Origin of the sequence: Paenibacillus xylaniclasticus, assembly GCF_004001065.1 — a bacterium.
GTDB classification, from domain to species: Bacteria; Bacillota; Bacilli; order Paenibacillales; family Paenibacillaceae; genus Paenibacillus_T; species Paenibacillus_T xylaniclasticus.
This window is the reverse complement of sequence record NZ_BIML01000002.1, coordinates 232,559-248,615: the sequence shown is the minus strand read 5'-3', so window position 1 is coordinate 248,615 and position 16,057 is coordinate 232,559. Positions and strand designations below refer to the sequence as shown.

At 51.6% G+C, this 16,057-nt stretch carries 21 protein-coding genes; 20 read left to right on the top strand and 1 reads right to left on the bottom strand.

From position 1 onward, the window contains the following. The first annotated feature begins 44 nt into the window (after nucleotides 1-44). The 4 genes from aroQ (at nucleotide 45) to PXY01_RS03015 (ending at nucleotide 3,649) form a co-directional block, all read left to right on the top strand. Nucleotides 45-485, top strand: a complete 441-nt coding sequence (gene aroQ / locus PXY01_RS03030) for a type II 3-dehydroquinate dehydratase (RefSeq protein WP_127567146.1) — start codon at nucleotides 45-47, stop codon at nucleotides 483-485. Nucleotides 486-527: 42 nt separating this feature from the next. Continuing rightward, entirely contained in the window at nucleotides 528-1,604 is a 1,077-nt protein-coding gene (locus PXY01_RS03025) for a M24 family metallopeptidase (RefSeq protein WP_127567144.1), read from the top strand. A 104-nt stretch (nucleotides 1,605-1,708) separates the two neighbouring features. Further along, nucleotides 1,709-2,266, top strand: coding sequence for an elongation factor P (efp, locus tag PXY01_RS03020; RefSeq protein ID WP_127567142.1), 558 nt, complete (start codon nucleotides 1,709-1,711; stop codon nucleotides 2,264-2,266). A 129-nt stretch (nucleotides 2,267-2,395) separates the two neighbouring features. Continuing rightward, nucleotides 2,396-3,649, top strand: coding sequence for an aspartate kinase (locus PXY01_RS03015; RefSeq protein ID WP_127567140.1), 1,254 nt, complete (start codon nucleotides 2,396-2,398; stop codon nucleotides 3,647-3,649). A gap of 268 nt (nucleotides 3,650-3,917) precedes the next feature. Here PXY01_RS03015 and PXY01_RS03010 read toward each other — a convergent pair whose 3' ends face one another. Then, nucleotides 3,918-4,625 carry a 2-phosphosulfolactate phosphatase gene (locus PXY01_RS03010; RefSeq protein ID WP_127567137.1) on the bottom strand — a complete coding sequence of 236 codons (708 nt, stop codon included), beginning with the start codon at nucleotides 4,623-4,625 and terminating at the stop codon, nucleotides 3,918-3,920. A 194-nt stretch (nucleotides 4,626-4,819) separates the two neighbouring features. Here PXY01_RS03010 and PXY01_RS03005 point away from each other — a divergent pair, with 194 nt between their 5' ends. The 16 genes from PXY01_RS03005 to folD all read left to right on the top strand — a co-directional run bounded on the left by PXY01_RS03005 (nucleotide 4,820) and on the right by folD (nucleotide 16,053). After that, the gene (locus PXY01_RS03005) at nucleotides 4,820-5,086 is read left to right on the top strand and encodes a YqhV family protein (RefSeq protein ID WP_127567378.1); all 267 of its coding nucleotides are present in this window, start codon (nucleotides 4,820-4,822) and stop codon (nucleotides 5,084-5,086) included. Between the two features lie 130 nt (nucleotides 5,087-5,216). Continuing rightward, nucleotides 5,217-6,284 carry a stage III sporulation protein AA gene (gene spoIIIAA, locus PXY01_RS03000; RefSeq protein WP_127567135.1) on the top strand — a complete coding sequence of 356 codons (1,068 nt, stop codon included), beginning with the start codon at nucleotides 5,217-5,219 and terminating at the stop codon, nucleotides 6,282-6,284. Continuing rightward, entirely contained in the window at nucleotides 6,274-6,795 is a 522-nt protein-coding gene (gene spoIIIAB / locus PXY01_RS02995) for a stage III sporulation protein SpoIIIAB (protein WP_127567133.1), read from the top strand. Before spoIIIAA ends, spoIIIAB begins: the two co-directional genes overlap by 11 nt. Before the next feature lie 15 nt (nucleotides 6,796-6,810). Beyond that, on the top strand, nucleotides 6,811-7,014 hold the full coding sequence (gene spoIIIAC, locus PXY01_RS02990) for a stage III sporulation protein AC (RefSeq protein ID WP_006039375.1): 204 nt from the start codon (nucleotides 6,811-6,813) through the stop codon (nucleotides 7,012-7,014). Nucleotides 7,015-7,073: 59 nt separating this feature from the next. Then, nucleotides 7,074-7,469 carry a stage III sporulation protein AD gene (gene spoIIIAD / locus PXY01_RS02985; RefSeq protein ID WP_127567131.1) on the top strand — a complete coding sequence of 132 codons (396 nt, stop codon included), beginning with the start codon at nucleotides 7,074-7,076 and terminating at the stop codon, nucleotides 7,467-7,469. 4 nt (nucleotides 7,470-7,473) lie between these two features. Then, on the top strand, nucleotides 7,474-8,742 hold the full coding sequence (spoIIIAE, locus tag PXY01_RS02980; protein WP_246027772.1) for a stage III sporulation protein AE: 1,269 nt from the start codon (nucleotides 7,474-7,476) through the stop codon (nucleotides 8,740-8,742). A gap of 33 nt (nucleotides 8,743-8,775) precedes the next feature. Beyond that, nucleotides 8,776-9,471, top strand: a complete 696-nt coding sequence (gene spoIIIAF, locus PXY01_RS02975; protein ID WP_127567129.1) for a stage III sporulation protein AF — start codon at nucleotides 8,776-8,778, stop codon at nucleotides 9,469-9,471. 42 nt (nucleotides 9,472-9,513) lie between these two features. After that, on the top strand, nucleotides 9,514-10,140 hold the full coding sequence (spoIIIAG, locus tag PXY01_RS02970) for a stage III sporulation protein AG (RefSeq protein WP_127567127.1): 627 nt from the start codon (nucleotides 9,514-9,516) through the stop codon (nucleotides 10,138-10,140). A 39-nt stretch (nucleotides 10,141-10,179) separates the two neighbouring features. Then, complete coding sequence (locus PXY01_RS02965; protein ID WP_127567125.1) at nucleotides 10,180-10,815, top strand: SpoIIIAH-like family protein; 636 nt, start codon at nucleotides 10,180-10,182, stop codon at nucleotides 10,813-10,815. 240 nt (nucleotides 10,816-11,055) lie between these two features. Next, nucleotides 11,056-11,547, top strand: coding sequence for an acetyl-CoA carboxylase biotin carboxyl carrier protein (gene accB, locus PXY01_RS02960; RefSeq protein WP_127567123.1), 492 nt, complete (start codon nucleotides 11,056-11,058; stop codon nucleotides 11,545-11,547). Between the two features lie 33 nt (nucleotides 11,548-11,580). Continuing rightward, complete coding sequence (gene accC / locus PXY01_RS02955) at nucleotides 11,581-12,954, top strand: acetyl-CoA carboxylase biotin carboxylase subunit (protein ID WP_127567121.1); 1,374 nt, start codon at nucleotides 11,581-11,583, stop codon at nucleotides 12,952-12,954. Between the two features lie 134 nt (nucleotides 12,955-13,088). Then, the gene (locus PXY01_RS02950; protein ID WP_127567119.1) at nucleotides 13,089-13,502 is read left to right on the top strand and encodes an Asp23/Gls24 family envelope stress response protein; all 414 of its coding nucleotides are present in this window, start codon (nucleotides 13,089-13,091) and stop codon (nucleotides 13,500-13,502) included. Nucleotides 13,503-13,617: 115 nt separating this feature from the next. Further along, nucleotides 13,618-14,181: an alkaline shock response membrane anchor protein AmaP gene (amaP, locus tag PXY01_RS02945; protein ID WP_127567117.1), complete on the top strand. Its 564-nt coding sequence runs from the start codon at nucleotides 13,618-13,620 to the stop codon at nucleotides 14,179-14,181. Nucleotides 14,182-14,196: 15 nt separating this feature from the next. After that, entirely contained in the window at nucleotides 14,197-14,436 is a 240-nt protein-coding gene (locus PXY01_RS02940; protein ID WP_127567115.1) for a DUF2273 domain-containing protein, read from the top strand. A gap of 265 nt (nucleotides 14,437-14,701) precedes the next feature. Further along, on the top strand, nucleotides 14,702-15,154 hold the full coding sequence (nusB, locus tag PXY01_RS02935; RefSeq protein ID WP_127567113.1) for a transcription antitermination factor NusB: 453 nt from the start codon (nucleotides 14,702-14,704) through the stop codon (nucleotides 15,152-15,154). A gap of 38 nt (nucleotides 15,155-15,192) precedes the next feature. Further along, nucleotides 15,193-16,053, top strand: coding sequence for a bifunctional methylenetetrahydrofolate dehydrogenase/methenyltetrahydrofolate cyclohydrolase FolD (gene folD / locus PXY01_RS02930; RefSeq protein WP_127567111.1), 861 nt, complete (start codon nucleotides 15,193-15,195; stop codon nucleotides 16,051-16,053). Nucleotides 16,054-16,057 lie beyond the last annotated feature (4 nt).

Here is a 16,057-nt window from a genome sequence, read left to right as displayed (position 1 = left end):
CTTTTGCGCGAGAGAGATCGGCAGATGTCGTAAGGAGGTGCAGCATGCGCACTATATTGTTGCTTAACGGACCTAATCTGAACATGCTGGGCGTTCGTGAACCGGGGATTTACGGCTCGGATACGCTGCCTGCCATCGAAGAGCGCGTTCGTCAGCTTGGTTTGGAGCTCGGCTATACGGTCGACTGCTTCCAATCGAATCACGAGGGTGCATTAATTGATAAGATTCATGAATCGTTCGGCCATGCCGCAGGAATTGTTATTAATCCAGGCGCACTTACACACTACAGCTACGCGCTGCGGGATGCGCTAAGCACCGTCGCGCTGCCTGTTGTCGAAGTGCATATGTCGAATATTCATAAACGCGAAGAGTTTCGGCATCATTCGGTCGTCGCACCGGTTGCTGTCGGTCAAATCGCAGGCTTTGGAGCTGACAGCTATTTGCTAGGGTTGAGGGCGCTTGTGTCTCATCTGGAGCAGGCGTGACCAATCCAAATATAAGCTAAGTGCGAGGAGGCATCTCTTGTTATGACGAATGCAAGATTAGATCGGCTGCGCGAGAAGCTCGCGGAAGCAGGCCTGGAAGCATTTCTGGTGACCTATTCGCACAACCGCAAATATTTGAGCGGCTTTACCGGCTCAGCTGGCATGCTTCTCATCACGGCGGATGACAATTGGCTGTTGACTGATTTCCGCTATATGACGCAGGCAACAGAGCAAGCGAAAGGATTTCAAGTGGTTGAGCATGCAGCTAAGCCGATGGAATCGGTGAAGCAGCTGCTTGCTTCCCGCAATATTAGCAAGCTGGCATTCGAGCAAGAGCATGTTACATACGGTGAGTTTGCAGCTTGGTCTCAGCAGCTTGGTACGATTGAGCTGCAGCCAGTTTCCCAGCTCGTCGAGCAAATTCGGCTCATTAAGGACGAGGCGGAAATCGCCGTCATTCAGCAGGCCGCTGAGCTTGCAGACCGTACGTTTCAATACGCGCTCGGAATTATCCGCCCTGGAATTTCGGAGCTTGAGATCGCTCTTGAGATGGAGATATTTATGCGTAAGGGAGGCGCTACGGGCCCTTCTTTCGATACGATCGTTGCCTCAGGTGAGCGTTCGGCGCTGCCGCATGGTGTAGCCAGTGAACGGATCGTAGGCACGAACGAGTTCGTTAAGCTCGATTTTGGAGCTTATTATAAAGGCTATTGCTCTGATTTGACTCGTACAGTTGTAGTCGGACAGGCATCAAGTCGGCACAAGGAGATTTATAACATTGTGCTAGAAGCTCAACTGCATGCGCTGGCGAATATACAGCCAGGCATGACAGGGCGCGAAGCAGATGCGCTATCGCGTGACATCATTACACGATACGGCTACGGAGACAACTTTGGCCATAGTCTGGGACACGGCTTCGGACTCGAAATTCATGAGCTGCCGCGCCTGTCGAAACTAAGCGATATGATTTTAACACCCGGCATGACCGTTACGGTTGAGCCCGGCATCTACATCCCCGGCTTCGGGGGCGTACGGATCGAGGATGACGTCGTCTTGACGGACACCGGGATTAAAATATTGACGGCATCGACGAAAGAGCTGATTGAGCTTCCGGTTTAACGAGCTGGAGTTGACTGCTCCGTAGGATGACGGACACCGATATAAGGAAGGTTTGCACCGAAGTTGGCTGCAGGCTTCGCACATTATTAGGAGGGACATAAGCTGTGATTTCAGTTAACGATTTCAAAACAGGCCTTACGGTAGAAGTGGAAGGCGAAATTTTTACGGTTCTTGAGTTCCAACACGTTAAACCAGGTAAAGGCGCGGCATTCGTACGCTCCAAGCTCAAAAACCTGCGTAACGGCAACACGGTAGAAAAAACGTTCCGTGCGGGTGAGACAATCGGCCGTGCTCAAATTGACAACCGTGAAGTACAATATCTGTACAACTCCGGCAGTGAATATACGTTCATGGACAATGAGACGTATGACCAGTTCACTCTCGATAAGAAACAGCTCGAATGGGAGCTGAACTTCCTTAAAGAGAACATGAACGTTAACATTGCAAGCTATCAAGGCGAAATTATCGGTATTACGATGCCAACGAGCGTTGAGCTCAAAGTAACAGAAACGGAGCCAGGCGTTAAAGGCAACACGGCGACGAATGCGACGAAGGCTGCTAAGCTGGAGACGGGTCTTTCCGTACAAGTTCCGATGTTCATTAACGAAGGCGACGTTCTGCTTATCGATACGCGCGACGGCAAATATATTTCCCGCGCATAGGTATTTCACCATGCAAGCGGTCCGGACCACTCCGGGTCGCTTTTTTTGTAGGTTACAGTACACGGAATCATAGGACATATGCTATAATATTGACTTGTATGCTAATGTCAAGGTTGGGAGTGAACAGCTTTGTCGTTGATTGTGATGAAATTCGGCGGCAGCTCCGTCGGCACAACGGAACGGATGCAAAAGGTAGCACAACGGATTGTGCAAACGAAGGAAGCGGGTAACCGCGTTGTTGTCGTAGTCTCTGCAATGGGAGATACGACGGATGATCTAATCGATCAATCCAAGCAATTGAACCCGAATCCGCCGGCTCGCGAGATGGATATGCTTCTTACGACGGGAGAGCAGATTTCGGTCGCGCTCTTGTCGATGACGATACATTCGCTTGGTCATGAGGCTGTCTCGTACACGGGATGGCAAGCGGGAATTTTCACGGAAGCGGTTCACACGAAGGCACGTATTACCGACATTCGTCCGGAGCGGATATTCAATGCGCTCGATAATGGTCAGATTGTCATTGTTGCCGGATTCCAAGGGATGACGGAAGCTGGTGAAATTACGACGCTCGGCCGCGGCGGCTCGGATACGACGGCCGTTGCGCTTGCCGCTGCTATTAATGCGGATGTATGCGAAATTTTCACAGATGTAGACGGTGTCTATTCGACTGACCCGCGTGTCGTGAAATGTGCTCGTAAGCTGAAAGAGATTTCGTATGATGAGATGCTGGAGCTCGCGCATCTTGGCGCGGCTGTCCTTCATCCGCGCGCGGTAGAATACGCAAAGCATAATAATGTGAAGCTGGTTGTGCGTTCCAGTTTTAATCAGAATGAAGGTACGACGGTGAAGGAGGAAGCGGTCATGGAGCAAGGCGTGGTCGTAAGTGGTATCGCTTTTGACAAGAACGTAGCGAGAATCAGTATTTTGGGCGTTGAAGATGTGCCAGGCGTACTGGCGAAAGTATTCGGTGCACTGGCTAACAACGGTATCGATGTGGACATTATCGTGCAAAGCGGTGTTCAAGGAGGTAAAGCGGACTTCTCGTTCACGCTGTCGAAGAGCGACAAGGACAAAGCGCTTGCTGTTATCGATGGAATCCGTAACGAAGTACCGTTCCGCGAGACAACCTCCGAGGATGACCTCGTGAAAGTGTCGATTGTTGGCGCTGGTATGGTGAGCAACCCTGGCGTAGCAGCAACGATGTTCGATGCAATCTCGAAGCTTGGCGTCAGCATCAAGATGGTAAGCACGTCCGAAATCAAATGCTCGTGCGTTATTGCAGCAGAGCCGCTTAACGACGTTGTTCGTGCGCTTCATACGGCTTACGGCCTTGATACGGCTGAGCAAGCATTCGTCGGCGGTCCTTCCGAGCGCCGTTAATTGAAATTTTAATAGGTATTGCAGCTTTATGAAGGCTCTGCAATGGTCATGGAATATGACTTTGCAGAGCTTTTTGTGTTAGTTTTTTTACCATAAGGCAGCGCCCTTATGGCTCTCTGCGCGAACCATTTTATTCGGTCGTTGGCACTTACGGAGCGCGAAGCGAGCGTGATAGCGAGAAATAGGTGCCGGAAGGCACCTATTTTATCTTCCTCCAAGTTTAAAGAAATAAGCCATCCTAATAAACGGACGGCCAGCCCATAAGAACTTACTTCGTCATCCAATCGCCGTTAAGGCGAGGGACGATGCTGCTGGAGTCGACGGTTGAGCACCAGTCGATATCAGAGCCTAATCCCATCTTAATTAATCTTCTTCCTGTCATACCGCTGGAGACCGTCTCGGCAATGGCGTTCCGGCGCTCTCTGTAGAAGGCGAGCATTGCTATGCCGAGGTCGTCGGTCTCAACAGGCTGGCCGATAAGTGCTTCGAGCCTGTCAAGCAGCAATCCTGCACATAAACCGTCCTCAACCGCGAACTCATCATGACTTCCTGCACATAACAAAATCGCATCCCTTCGCAGCTCTACAATTGTTCTAGCGCAAGCTGCTGCATTGACGATTGCGCCGGCCAGCACGTTATCCGCGCGCAACGACTTCATAACGGCACGGGTGCCGTTCGTTGTCGTAAGCACTAGCCTTTTGCCTTTGACCATTTCGGCTTTGTATTCCTGCGGTGAATTACCAAGATCGAATCCCGTTATTTTACGGCAGAACCGTTCTCCGCCGAGCAGATCTCCCGGGCGATGTAGTGCCTTCGCTTCTAGCACTGTCTCTGTCGGAATGATCCCGGCTACACCTGCTTCTAGAGCGGCAACCATAGTGCTTGTTGCGCGGAGCACATCGATTACGATAGCCGTCCGGTGCGTGAACCGGTCGGTGCGCGCCTCATTGACGCTCGCAATTACTCCAACCTGCATGCTTTGAATCCGCCTTTCCAAGAACGCCAGCTTGTGTGCTGGACGTGCGCTCCGACCATGCTGGTGTATGGTCACGCTAGCAATATATGCAGATGGCTCTAGGCTGGTGTCCCCGGCCTAAATTCGGACATGCGTGCATAGGCTGAATAAAGAGTATTTGGAGCTTTAACTTAAAAGAATTGGGGGAGAAAATGATGCTGAACAAAATCGTGCTCAGTATGGCGACGCTTCGCATTTTGTCCGGCTCGATCGAGCTGTGCGCAGCGCTTCTGATGCTGAAGCTTAACCAAATAGACAGGGCACTGCTCGTCAATTCTTCGCTGGCGCTAGTGGGCCCGGTCATCCTGATCGCGACGACGACGATCGGATTGGTAGGCTTGGCGGATAAGGTATCATTTGGCAAGCTGGCATGGATTACAGCCGGAATCGGCTGCCTATTGATCGGTGTTCTTAAAAAATAGCAATCTATCGAACGGTCGCCTCTATAAAAATCGTATTATAACGCGTTACTGTCGTCATATTATTCGCTCTGGGACATACATATGAAACAACAGAGACGAGGACAAACATCGAGAGAGGAGTGGGGGGCGTATGCTGGGTCGGATATCGTATCTGCTGCCAACGGAGCTGTCAGAGGCGCTTTCCCGACTGCCTGCTTCGGTTATGGACGGACTAGAAGAAATTCGCATTCGGGAAAATCGTCCGCTCGAAGTGTGGACAGGCGGAGGCTCGGCTTTCGTTACGCCAGGAGGTAAGCTGCAGAACAGTCCGGACGGTGCTATTAAGCCATCAGCGGATATGTGCCGAAGGCTGCTGGAAAGAATGACGAACCATTCCGTGTATGCCATGGAAGAGGAGCTGCGCCGAGGCTACATTACAGTCGAAGGTGGTCATCGCATTGGGCTTGCCGGGCGGACGGTGCTAGAGGATGGTAAAGTTCGAAGTATTCGTGACATAGGAGGCTTCAACGTCCGGATTGCAAGGGATGCTGCGGGCGTGTCGCTGCCTGTGTTGCCGATGCTGATTGACCGCTATAGACAAACGATCTCGTCAACGCTAATAATCGGAGCGCCCCGGCAAGGGAAGACAACATTTATTCGAGATTTAGCTAGAGCTGTCAGCTACGGGAGGTGGCGTTTACCGCATGCGGAGGGATGGCCGGGACGTAAAGTCGGCATTGTGGACGAGCGTTCAGAAATTGCGGCCTGCGTACGAGGCGTGCCGACGTTCGACGTCGGTCCGCGAACCGATGTGATGGATGCATGTCCGAAGGCGGAAGGAATGATGATGATGATTCGATCCATGTCGCCGGAAGTTCTCGTCGTTGACGAAATTGGTCGTGACGAGGATGTAGAGGCGATTCGTGAAGCAGCCCGGGCTGGTGTAGCCGTCATTGCAACTGCGCACGCAGGCAGCTGGCAGGAAGCTGCGGCGAGGCCGGCTATCCGCCGTCTGCTGCAGGACAACGCATTTGCTCGCGGCGTCGTGCTGCGGCGCACGAAAGACGGACTTGCTTCCAGAGTGATTGATTTAGAGCATTCCGCTGCAGCATCGTCTGCAAGCGCTGCTGGTGCACCGACCCGAACGGCAGGTCATTCGCCAGCGGCGCCTCGCGAACCTACTTCATGGCCCGCAGCAGGTGATATGAATGCTCGTTAAACTAATCGGCGCCGCACTCGTATTGTTCGCAGGCACGCTGATCGGCTTCCTGCAGGCTGCTCGCTATGCAGACCGTCCAAAACAAATTCGGCAGCTGTCAGGCTCGCTTCAGAGACTGGAGACCGAGATTGTGTACGGCAGAACCCCGCTTCCGGAAGCTCTTCGAAACACCGCTGCCAGCGCGGAGCAGCCGATTAGCCGATTGCTTCAAGCAGCGGCTGATGAGCTCGGTTTAGGGGATGGGCGGACGTTCCGCGAATGCTGGGAGTCGGCCATGCGTGCCGGCTGGCCGGCGACGGCAATGCGGGAACCAGAGCTGAAGGTGGCATTGCGGCTCGGATCAACGCTCGGAATAAGCGACAAGGACGACCAGCTCAAGCATTTACGTTTGGCGGCTGTACAGTTAAAGGCGGAGGAAGATGCAGCGAAGGACGAACAATCGAAGTACGAGAAGATGAGCAGAAGTCTTGGCCTATTGCTTGCCGCTCTCGTCGTCATATTGATGGTTTAGTGGGGTGCCGCACACATGAATATCGATGTGAGCGCTATATTTCAAATCGCCGGCATCGGCATCATCATCGCGATGATTCATACTGTTTTGAAGCAGATGGGCAAGGAAGATATGGCGCATTGGGTAACAGTAATCGGTTTTGTCGTCGTGCTATTCATGGTCGTCCGGCTTCTGAACGAATTGTTTCAAGAAATTAAGACGATCTTCTTATTCCAGTGAATGTAACTAATCGGACGGCGCATCATGCGGTAGAACGGGTGCGGGGCAGGTGAACGGGATTGGAAATCATTCAGATCGTCGGACTTGGGTTGATCGCTACTGTCCTCATCCTCGTCGTTCGCGAGCAGAAGCCGATGTTCGCTTTTTTGCTGGCGGCTTTTACCGGACTGTTCATCTTCCTCTACGTTATCGAACGAATCGATGCCGTCATCTCGATGCTGGAACGGCTGGCGGAACAGACAGGCATTCCATCGATTTATTTGAAGACGATATTAAAAATTATTGGGATCGCGTATATTGCCGAATTCGGCGCCCAAATCGTGCGGGATGCTGGACAAGAGGGAATCGCCTCCAAGATCGAATTCGCCGGCAAGGTGCTCATTCTCGTTATGGCCGTGCCGATCATCCATGTCATCGTCGAGACGGTGCTCGGCTTAATGCCGCCGGGAGGGTGAGAGGATGACGATGATGAACAATCGAGTCGCCGCCCGAAGGTTGGTCGCATTGGTCGTACTATTATGGGTTATCTTTACCACATCGCATGCGGCGTTCGCAGCAGCACAATCGAGCGGGCCTGTCGGCGGTGTTCCTCCTCCATCGGATAGTCAAAGCACGCTGCCTTCGGATCATGGGCTGTCCGAACGGCTAGCCAAGGAGCAGGCGGCAGAATTGAACGCCGATCCGATTGAGAGCTATTGGAGCCGACTTGTCAACGAATACGGTGGTTACTTCCCGGATCGGAATCTTCCATCCTTCGCCGAGATGATAATGCCGGGCGGCGAGAGCTTGAAGCTGACGACGGTTTTGGCTGGTTTGCTCAAGTATATGCTGCATGAAGTGTTGTACAATGGCAAGCTGCTTGTAACGATCGTGCTGCTGGCGGTTTTCAGCTCCATACTAGAGACGCTGCAAAATGCATTCGAGCGCAACGCTGTCAGCAAAGTTGCCTACGCCATCTCTTATATGGTGCTCATCATCCTTGCCATTAACAGCTTCAATGTTGCGATCGGCTATGCCAAAGATGCGATCGGCGGAATGATTCAATTCATGATGGCGATGGTTCCACTGCTGCTCACGCTGCTCGCGTCGGTTGGAAGCATTGCGACAGTAACAGTGCTTCACCCGGTCATTGTTTTTATGATCCATGCGGTAGGTACGTTAATTTACACGATCGTATTCCCGCTCTTATTCTTCTCGGCTGTACTGCATATTGCAAGTGCATTGACGGACAAGTTCAAGGTGACGCAGCTTGCGAACCTGCTGCGTAATATCGGCATCGGCACGTTAGGGGTGCTTGTTAGTACGTTCCTTGGCGTGATCTCGGTGCAAGGGGCGACTGCAGCTCTGACCGATGGAGTAACGCTTCGAACAGCTAAGTTCGTAGCGGGCAATTTCGTACCGGTCGTCGGCAAAATGTTCTCCGATGCATCAGACACCGTCATCTCCGCTTCTATGCTTGTGAAAAATGCAGTCGGCATCGCAGGCGTTATTATTCTCCTGTTTCTGTGTGCGTTCCCGGCACTCAAAATATTAACGCTCGCGCTGATCTACAACGTCACAGCTGCCGTCATGCAGCCGCTCGGCGATAGCCCAATCGCCGCTTGCCTTGCGACGATCGGCAAGACGATGATTTATGTATTCGCTGCTCTTGCGGCTGTCGCGCTCATGTTTTTTTTGGCGGTGACCGTCATATTAACCGCAGGCAATGCCGCCATCGTGATGCGGTGAACGTTTTATTAATCAATCTCGGAGGAAGCCAACATGCTGGATTGGCTGAGCGGCTGGCTGAAAGAAATTATTACCGTTATTCTGCTGGCGTCGATCGTCGATTTACTGCTGCCGAATAAAGCGATGCAGCGTTATGCAAGGCTGGTTGTAGGCCTTATCGTCCTGATGACGATATTGTCACCGCTTCTTAAAGTTTTTCAGGGAGACTTCAATACACAGGTGGAAGCCGGTATGAATGAATGGGAAAAAGCAGGAGCCCGGTATGACGTCAGAATGCCGACTTTGCAAGACATAACGAAGGAAGCACAGCGTCTTAGCGAGGAACAGCAGCGTCAGGCTTCAGCGTTAACGGAACGTCAGCTTGCGGCGGCGATGGAGCTGGAGCTTAACAGCAGACTGAGTACGCAAGGGACACAGGTGATGGTTACGCTCGACTCTTCTGGGAAGTCGATCGATGCGGTGAAAGTGACACTTCCAATAACGGAGGATCAAGGACAAGATAGCGTGCAGTCATCCACTTCGCAAGATCAGATGGCGATAGCTCCAATCAAAATTGCAGTAGACGTAGACATCGCGGAAAATTCAGATGCAGCGAGGCTGCAGCAAGGCTCTGCCAGCCGAGAAGAGCCGCAGGTCGAGCCTGCCGTAAAGGATGAAATTGAGCTTGCGCTGCGTCAGGGATGGAGCATTGCTCCAGACCAGATTGTTATCAGGTTGGCAGAAGCGTAATACGGCACATACTGCCGAAACTGGCGGAGAGGGGGATGACCGGTGGCCAAATGGCTCGACAGCCTGGAGAAAATGATCGGCGGAGGCGATAAAGGTCCGAAGCGGATACGCACGATGAGATGGCTGCTTCTGATCGGCTGCATTGGTGCAGCACTAATGATCGTGAACTCCTATCTGAAATTCGACGGGGTTGAGCCGACAGCCAGTCCGGCCGCGCCGCCGGCAGCAGATGTGCCAGCCTTATCGACGCATCGAAGCGATTCCGAATTTGCCCTCATCGAGCAGCCGCTTGAGAATCGGCTGAAGGAAATTTTAGAGAAAATCGTCGGCGTTGGTACGGTAGATGTGCTCGTATCGGTCGAATCGACCGAGGAGGTCATCTACGCCATTGACACGCAGAAGTCACAGCAAATAACCGATGAAAGCGACAAGAATGGTGGAAGGCGGCATATGACAAGCGTATCCGACAACGGGAATATCGTCTTGTATGAGACGTCAGGCGACCAGTCTCCGATCGTAATGAAGAAAATTAAACCGAAAATTAGCGGCATTCTAGTCGTCGCCAAAGGGGCAGAGCATCCGACGGTGAAACGGCTCATTCTGGATGCGATCGAGAAAGGCATCGACGTTCCGGTTAACCGCATTTCGATCGTACCGAGCAAGCAGTAAATAACATTATTTTGAAGAAAGATAGGAGGGTGTTCTTCTATGAACACAAAAAGACAAACGATCTGGCTCGTATCGATGCTTAGCTTAATGGTCATTCTATCGGCATATTATCTGTTCACGGAAGATTTGGACCCGACACCGAGCAGGCTTGCGTCAGAAGGAACAAATGGTGCGATGGAAGCAGCGAACGGTCAAGAACAATCCGCTATCGTGGTGAATGAAGTAGAAGGAACGACTGAAGGTGCGACGCAGGCGGCAGGCGGAATGAGCGAGGAGGATCAGAAGACGCTCGAAATGCTGGAGTCGCAAGGCGTGACGGCATCGACGAACAATATTTTTACCGATCTACAGTACAAACGAACTGAAAATTATAACAAAGCGTCGGATGAATTGATGGCTGTTATCTCGAATACGAAGGACGCAAGCAGTGAAGAAGCGAATCAGGCGCTTTCGAAGCTTGATGCGCTGGAGGATAAGATGGATCGGATAACGGCGCTTGAGGAGCAGCTAAATCAATTATTTCCTATAGCCGTCGTCGATGATCAGAACGACCATTACAAGGTCGTCGTGCAGAGTGAGCAGCTTAATCCTGGCCAGGCGGTCGAAATTGTCGATATGGTAACCAAGTCGCTGGAGGTCGAGCCAGAGCAAGTGAAAGTCCAATTTGTACCTTAAACGATGTGCCTGCCTGCAGGAGCGCAAAGCTTCTGTTGGCGGGCTTTTGTGCATACTTTGTACCTTCAGCATGGGGAAACCTTTAGGCGAGGTGGGCAGAAAAATATGTTGGTTCGGTTCTGTTTATGCTATAATACATACGTTATGGGTAACAATTGGAATTCTTCCCTGTACGATTATCGTACCGCGGGATCGAAGTAGACAAGCTTCGTTACTTGATGAAGGAGTGAATTGATACGAATGTTCAAGTTGAACGAAATAAAAGAACTGATTAAATTAATTGACCAGACCTCTGTTCACGAGCTGGAGATTGAGAATGAAGGCACGCGTCTTCTTATTCGCAAGCCAGGCAAGCAAGAAGTCGTGACGGTACAAGCTGCTCCAGCAGTTGCGCAAGTGATTCCGTCTACACCTGCTGCTCCAGCAGTTCCGGCAGCGGCAGCAGCTCCTGCTCAGCCTGCTTCTGCTCCAGTGCCTGCAGCACAAGATAATCTACATAAGATCGTATCGCCGATGGTCGGAACATTCTATGCAGCTCCATCGCCGGATTCTGCACCGTTCGTGCAGAAGGGTTCGCGCGTTACGGACAAGACAGTCGTATGTATTTTGGAAGCGATGAAGCTGATGAACGAGATCGAAGCGGAAGTTCGCGGCGAAATCGTGGAAGTGCTCGTCGAGAACGGTCAGCTGGTGGAATTTGGTCAGCCGTTGTTCCTTGTCAAGCCGGAATAAAGGGGTTATTTCGCTTCTGAAAGGAGTTTCAAATTGAAATTCGAGAAAATTTTGATCGCTAACCGTGGTGAGATTGCGGTCCGGATTATTCGTGCCTGCCGTGAGAAAGGAATTGCGACGGTGGCTGTCTACTCGGAGGCTGACCGCGATTCGCTTCATGTACGTCTTGCTGACGAGGCTTATTGTATCGGACCGACGCTGTCTAAGGACAGCTATTTGAACTTAACGAATATTATGAGTGTAGCGACGCTGACCGGCTGCGATGCGATCCATCCTGGCTACGGTTTCCTCGCGGAGAATGCAGATTTCGCCGAAATTTGCGAGGCCTGTAATGTAACGTTCATCGGACCTTCCCCGACGGCCATCAGCAAGATGGGGGACAAGTCGGTAGCGAAGCAGACGATGAAGGATGCGAACGTTCCGGTCATTCCAGGCTCAGACGGTCTTATTGAGGATCTTGATGAAGCGGTACGCATCGCCCGCGAAATCGGCTACCCTGTCATTATTAAAGCGACGGCAGGCGGCGGTGGCAAAGGTATCCGTATCGCGGAAGACGAAGAATCGCTTATCTCACAGATTACGACCGCACAGCAGGAAGCGCAGAAAGCTTTCGGCAATGCGGGCGTATATTTGGAGAAATACTTGACGGGTATGAAGCATGTCGAGATTCAAATTTTGGCTGATAAGCATGGCAATGCTGTCCATCTGTTTGAACGTGACTGCTCTGTGCAGCGTCGCCGCCAGAAGCTCGTGGAGGAGGCGCCTTGTCCGGTACTGACGCCTGCCATTCGTGAGAAGATGGGACAAGCAGCAGTGCGCGCAGCGCTTGCCGTTCAGTATTCAGGCGCCGGAACACTTGAGTTCCTGCTCGGACCAGACGGAAACTTCTATTTCATGGAGATGAACACTCGTATTCAGGTAGAGCATCCTGTTACGGAGCTTATTACAGGCGTCGATCTCATCAGCGAGATGATTTCCGTCGCTGAAGGCAATCCGTTGTCAATCCGCCAGGAAGATATTAAAGTAAACGGCTGGGCCATTGAGTGTCGAATTAATGCCGAGGACTCTGAGCGCAACTTTATGCCGTCCCCTGGTCAAATCCAATTTTATTTGCCGCCGGGCGGCTTAGGTGTTCGCGTCGATTCGGCTGCATACCCGGGATATACGATTTCGCCGCATTATGACTCGATGATTGCGAAGCTGATCGTATGGGGCGCAACTCGTGAAGAGGCGATTGCGCGAATGAAGCGCGCGCTGTACGAATTCGAGATTGAAGGGATCAAGACGACGATCCCGTTCCATATGAAGCTGCTGAATCATCCGAAGTTTCTTAAGGGCACGTTCGATATCAAGTTCCTTGAAGAATATGATATTAACAATCCCGAAGCAGAGTTCGAAGAAGCTTAACCGCTTCCTACGAGGAAATACTCAGGTTTGTCATAAATCTAGCCTGATGTTATAGTATAGAGATTAGAAGCGGATAAGCCTCCGGCTTGCAAGCCCGGAGATGCGCTCGACTTTAAGGGAGGTGTAGACGATTTATGAGTACGAGTACAATTGTTGCTGACTATGAACGGACAGAGATGGGCAGTATTCAGATCGCGCCTGAAGTGATCGAGGTCATCGCCGGATTGGCGACCGTTGAAGTGCAGGGGGTTGCCGGAATGAGCGGCGGCTTCGCTGGCGGTATCGCCGAGCTGCTGGGACGGAAGAACTTATCGAAGGGTGTTAAGGTCGAGGTAGGCCAGCGTGAAGCGGCGGTAGACGTATCGATCATTGTTGAATATGGCAATCGTATTCCAGATATCGCATCCGAAATTCAGCGTAACGTCAAGCGTTCTATCGAGACGATGACAGGTTTGCATGTCGTGGAGGTCAACGTTCATATTCATGACGTTCACTTCAAGACAGCAGAGAAAGCGGAAGAAGAGGACACACACCAGCGGGTGAAATAGTTGCTTGAGCCGCGTACGCGCGGGTCGGCAAGATCGTACCAAACCCCCTCGTGAACGGGCGTGCCGCTCAGCGCAAGGGGGTTTTCATTCCGTTATGCCGGAGGAGGCCTATACGTTGGTCAGAGTAATGGACAAGCTATTGCTTTTCTTATACAGCATTGTAGTAGGTGCCGCTTCGATTGGGTTGTTCTGTCTCGGACTTCGCTGGATACCGGAGGAGTCGGCGTTGGATGGCATGCGCAGCCTGTATGACGGTGATATTGCTTGGATTCAACTTACGGCTGTTATCTTCGCTGTCGTCATGTTCTTAATCAGTCTTCGGCTGTTTTTTATTTCCGTAAAGCGCAGCGGCGGGTCGGCACAATCGATCGATCAGCGCAATGAGCTTGGCGAAGTGCGAATTTCGATGGAAACGGTTGAGAACCTGGCTTTGAAAGCGGCATCGAAGCAGCGCGGGCTGAAAGATTTGCGTGCGCGCATTAAGGTGTCAGAAGCTGGATTGGATATTGTCATTCGTACTGTCGTAGATGGCGATACCCCAATCCCGACGCTGACGGAAGAGATACAGCGTTCGGTCAAATCTCACATTGAAGAGATTACCGGCATTCCGGTAGCTAGCGTATCGGTGTTCGTTGCGAATGTGGTACAAGCCCCAGCATTCAAAAGCCGCGTGGAATAGAGGTGAGCTTGCCCGATGTGGAAGCATTGGCTTAGCGATTATGGAGGCAGAATAGCCGGAGCGGCTGTCGGTCTCGTGCTCGGAATCGTCTATTTATTCGCTGGATTTTGGGACATGCTCGTATTCGCCTTTTTGATTGGCGTCGGATATGTTATTGGCAAACGGATGGAGTCAGGAGAAGGTTTGCGCCTTCCGTTTAACCGCGTGGCGAAGTGGATGGAACGGTGGATTGGTCGCCAGCGTCCTTTCCGGTAGCTCTGTGGTCTCCTCCGTACTCCGGAAGCTTAGGTTATGCAATGGCTTTGGAGCAGGGAGGAGATCATAAGCTAATCTGCATAGACGAAACGTTAAGAAACATGGGCTGGCGGTACAAGTTCCGGTAGTCGAAGTAACGTACCTCTGAACACGGCCAAACGGTTTGATGGCCAAGGCAGAGGTTTTGTCATGTTCGGAAGCACCATTGCCCATTATATATGTAATAGATGTTGAAGCTGTTTACGACGAAGTTGAAGGAGGCCCCATGAAACGAAGACTCGCACGGGAAATTGCAGTATCAAGCTTGTATCAGATTGAAATGAATGAAGTATCGGCCGATGAAGCAGTTAATATGCTCATGGAGGAAGCACGTCAGCACGACAATGAGCTTGGAGCGCAGCCCGAGGAAGCGAAGAAGGTTGAAGCTTTTACGCGTGAGCTTGTGCTCGGCGTCTTAGAGCGACAAGCAGCGATTGATAATATCCTGCAGCAATATTTGACGGGCTGGCAGGTGGATCGGCTGTCCCGTGTGGACAAGCAGGTGCTTCGTCTCGCATGCTACGAGATTGTGTTTCGGGAAGATGTGCCGCCTAAGGCAGCAATTAACGAGGCAATCGAGCTTGCGAAGCATTTTGGTACGGACGAGTCTGGCAAATTTGTCAACGGTGTGCTTGGCAAGTTAATCGGTGCAATTAACGATTTGAAATCTAACCAATAACGATTTGGATATTTGGATATAAGGGAGCGATAACCAATATGACAGCACAAATTATTAACGGTAAAGCGATTTCGGATCAAATTCGGGAAGAAGTGAAGGCGGAGACGGCAAAGCTTAAGCAGCAAGGTATCGTGCCAGGTCTAGCTGTTGTGCTCGTTGGCGAAGATCCTGCATCAAAGGTGTATGTAGGCAGCAAGGAGAAAGCTTGTCAGCAGCTTGGCTTTTATTCTGAGGTTCATCGGCTCGGCGCAGATACGTCGGAGGAAGAGCTTCTTTCTCTAATTGATCGTCTTAACAATCAAACGACGATTCACGGGATTCTGGTACAGCTGCCGCTTCCTAAGCATATTAACGAGAAAGCCGTCATCGATGCGATCTCGGTCGATAAAGACGTGGACGGCTTCCACCCTCAAAGCGTGGGCAATCTCGTTATCGGCGACGACAGTCTGCTGCCATGCACGCCGGCAGGCGTTATTGAACTGATTAAACGTTCGGGTACTGATATTGCAGGTAAGCATGCCGTCGTTATCGGACGCAGCAACATTGTTGGTAAGCCGGTAGCTAGCCTTCTGCTTCGCGAGAATGCGACGGTTACAATTACTCACTCGCGCACGACGAATTTGCAAGAAATCGCGAAGCAAGCGGACATTCTTGTCGCAGCGATCGGTAAGCCAGAAGCTATCGACTCTTCTTATGTGAAGCCTGGCGCTGTGGTTATCGACGTTGGGATTAACCGTCTGGCGGATAAGAAGCTTGTAGGCGATGTCAATTATGAGGACTGTCTCGAAACGGCAGGTGCTATTACACCTGTACCAGGCGGAGTAGGACCTATGACGATTACGATGCTGATGCAGAACACGCTGAAGGCGGCTAAGAAAGCACACGGAATCGGAGTGTGACGCG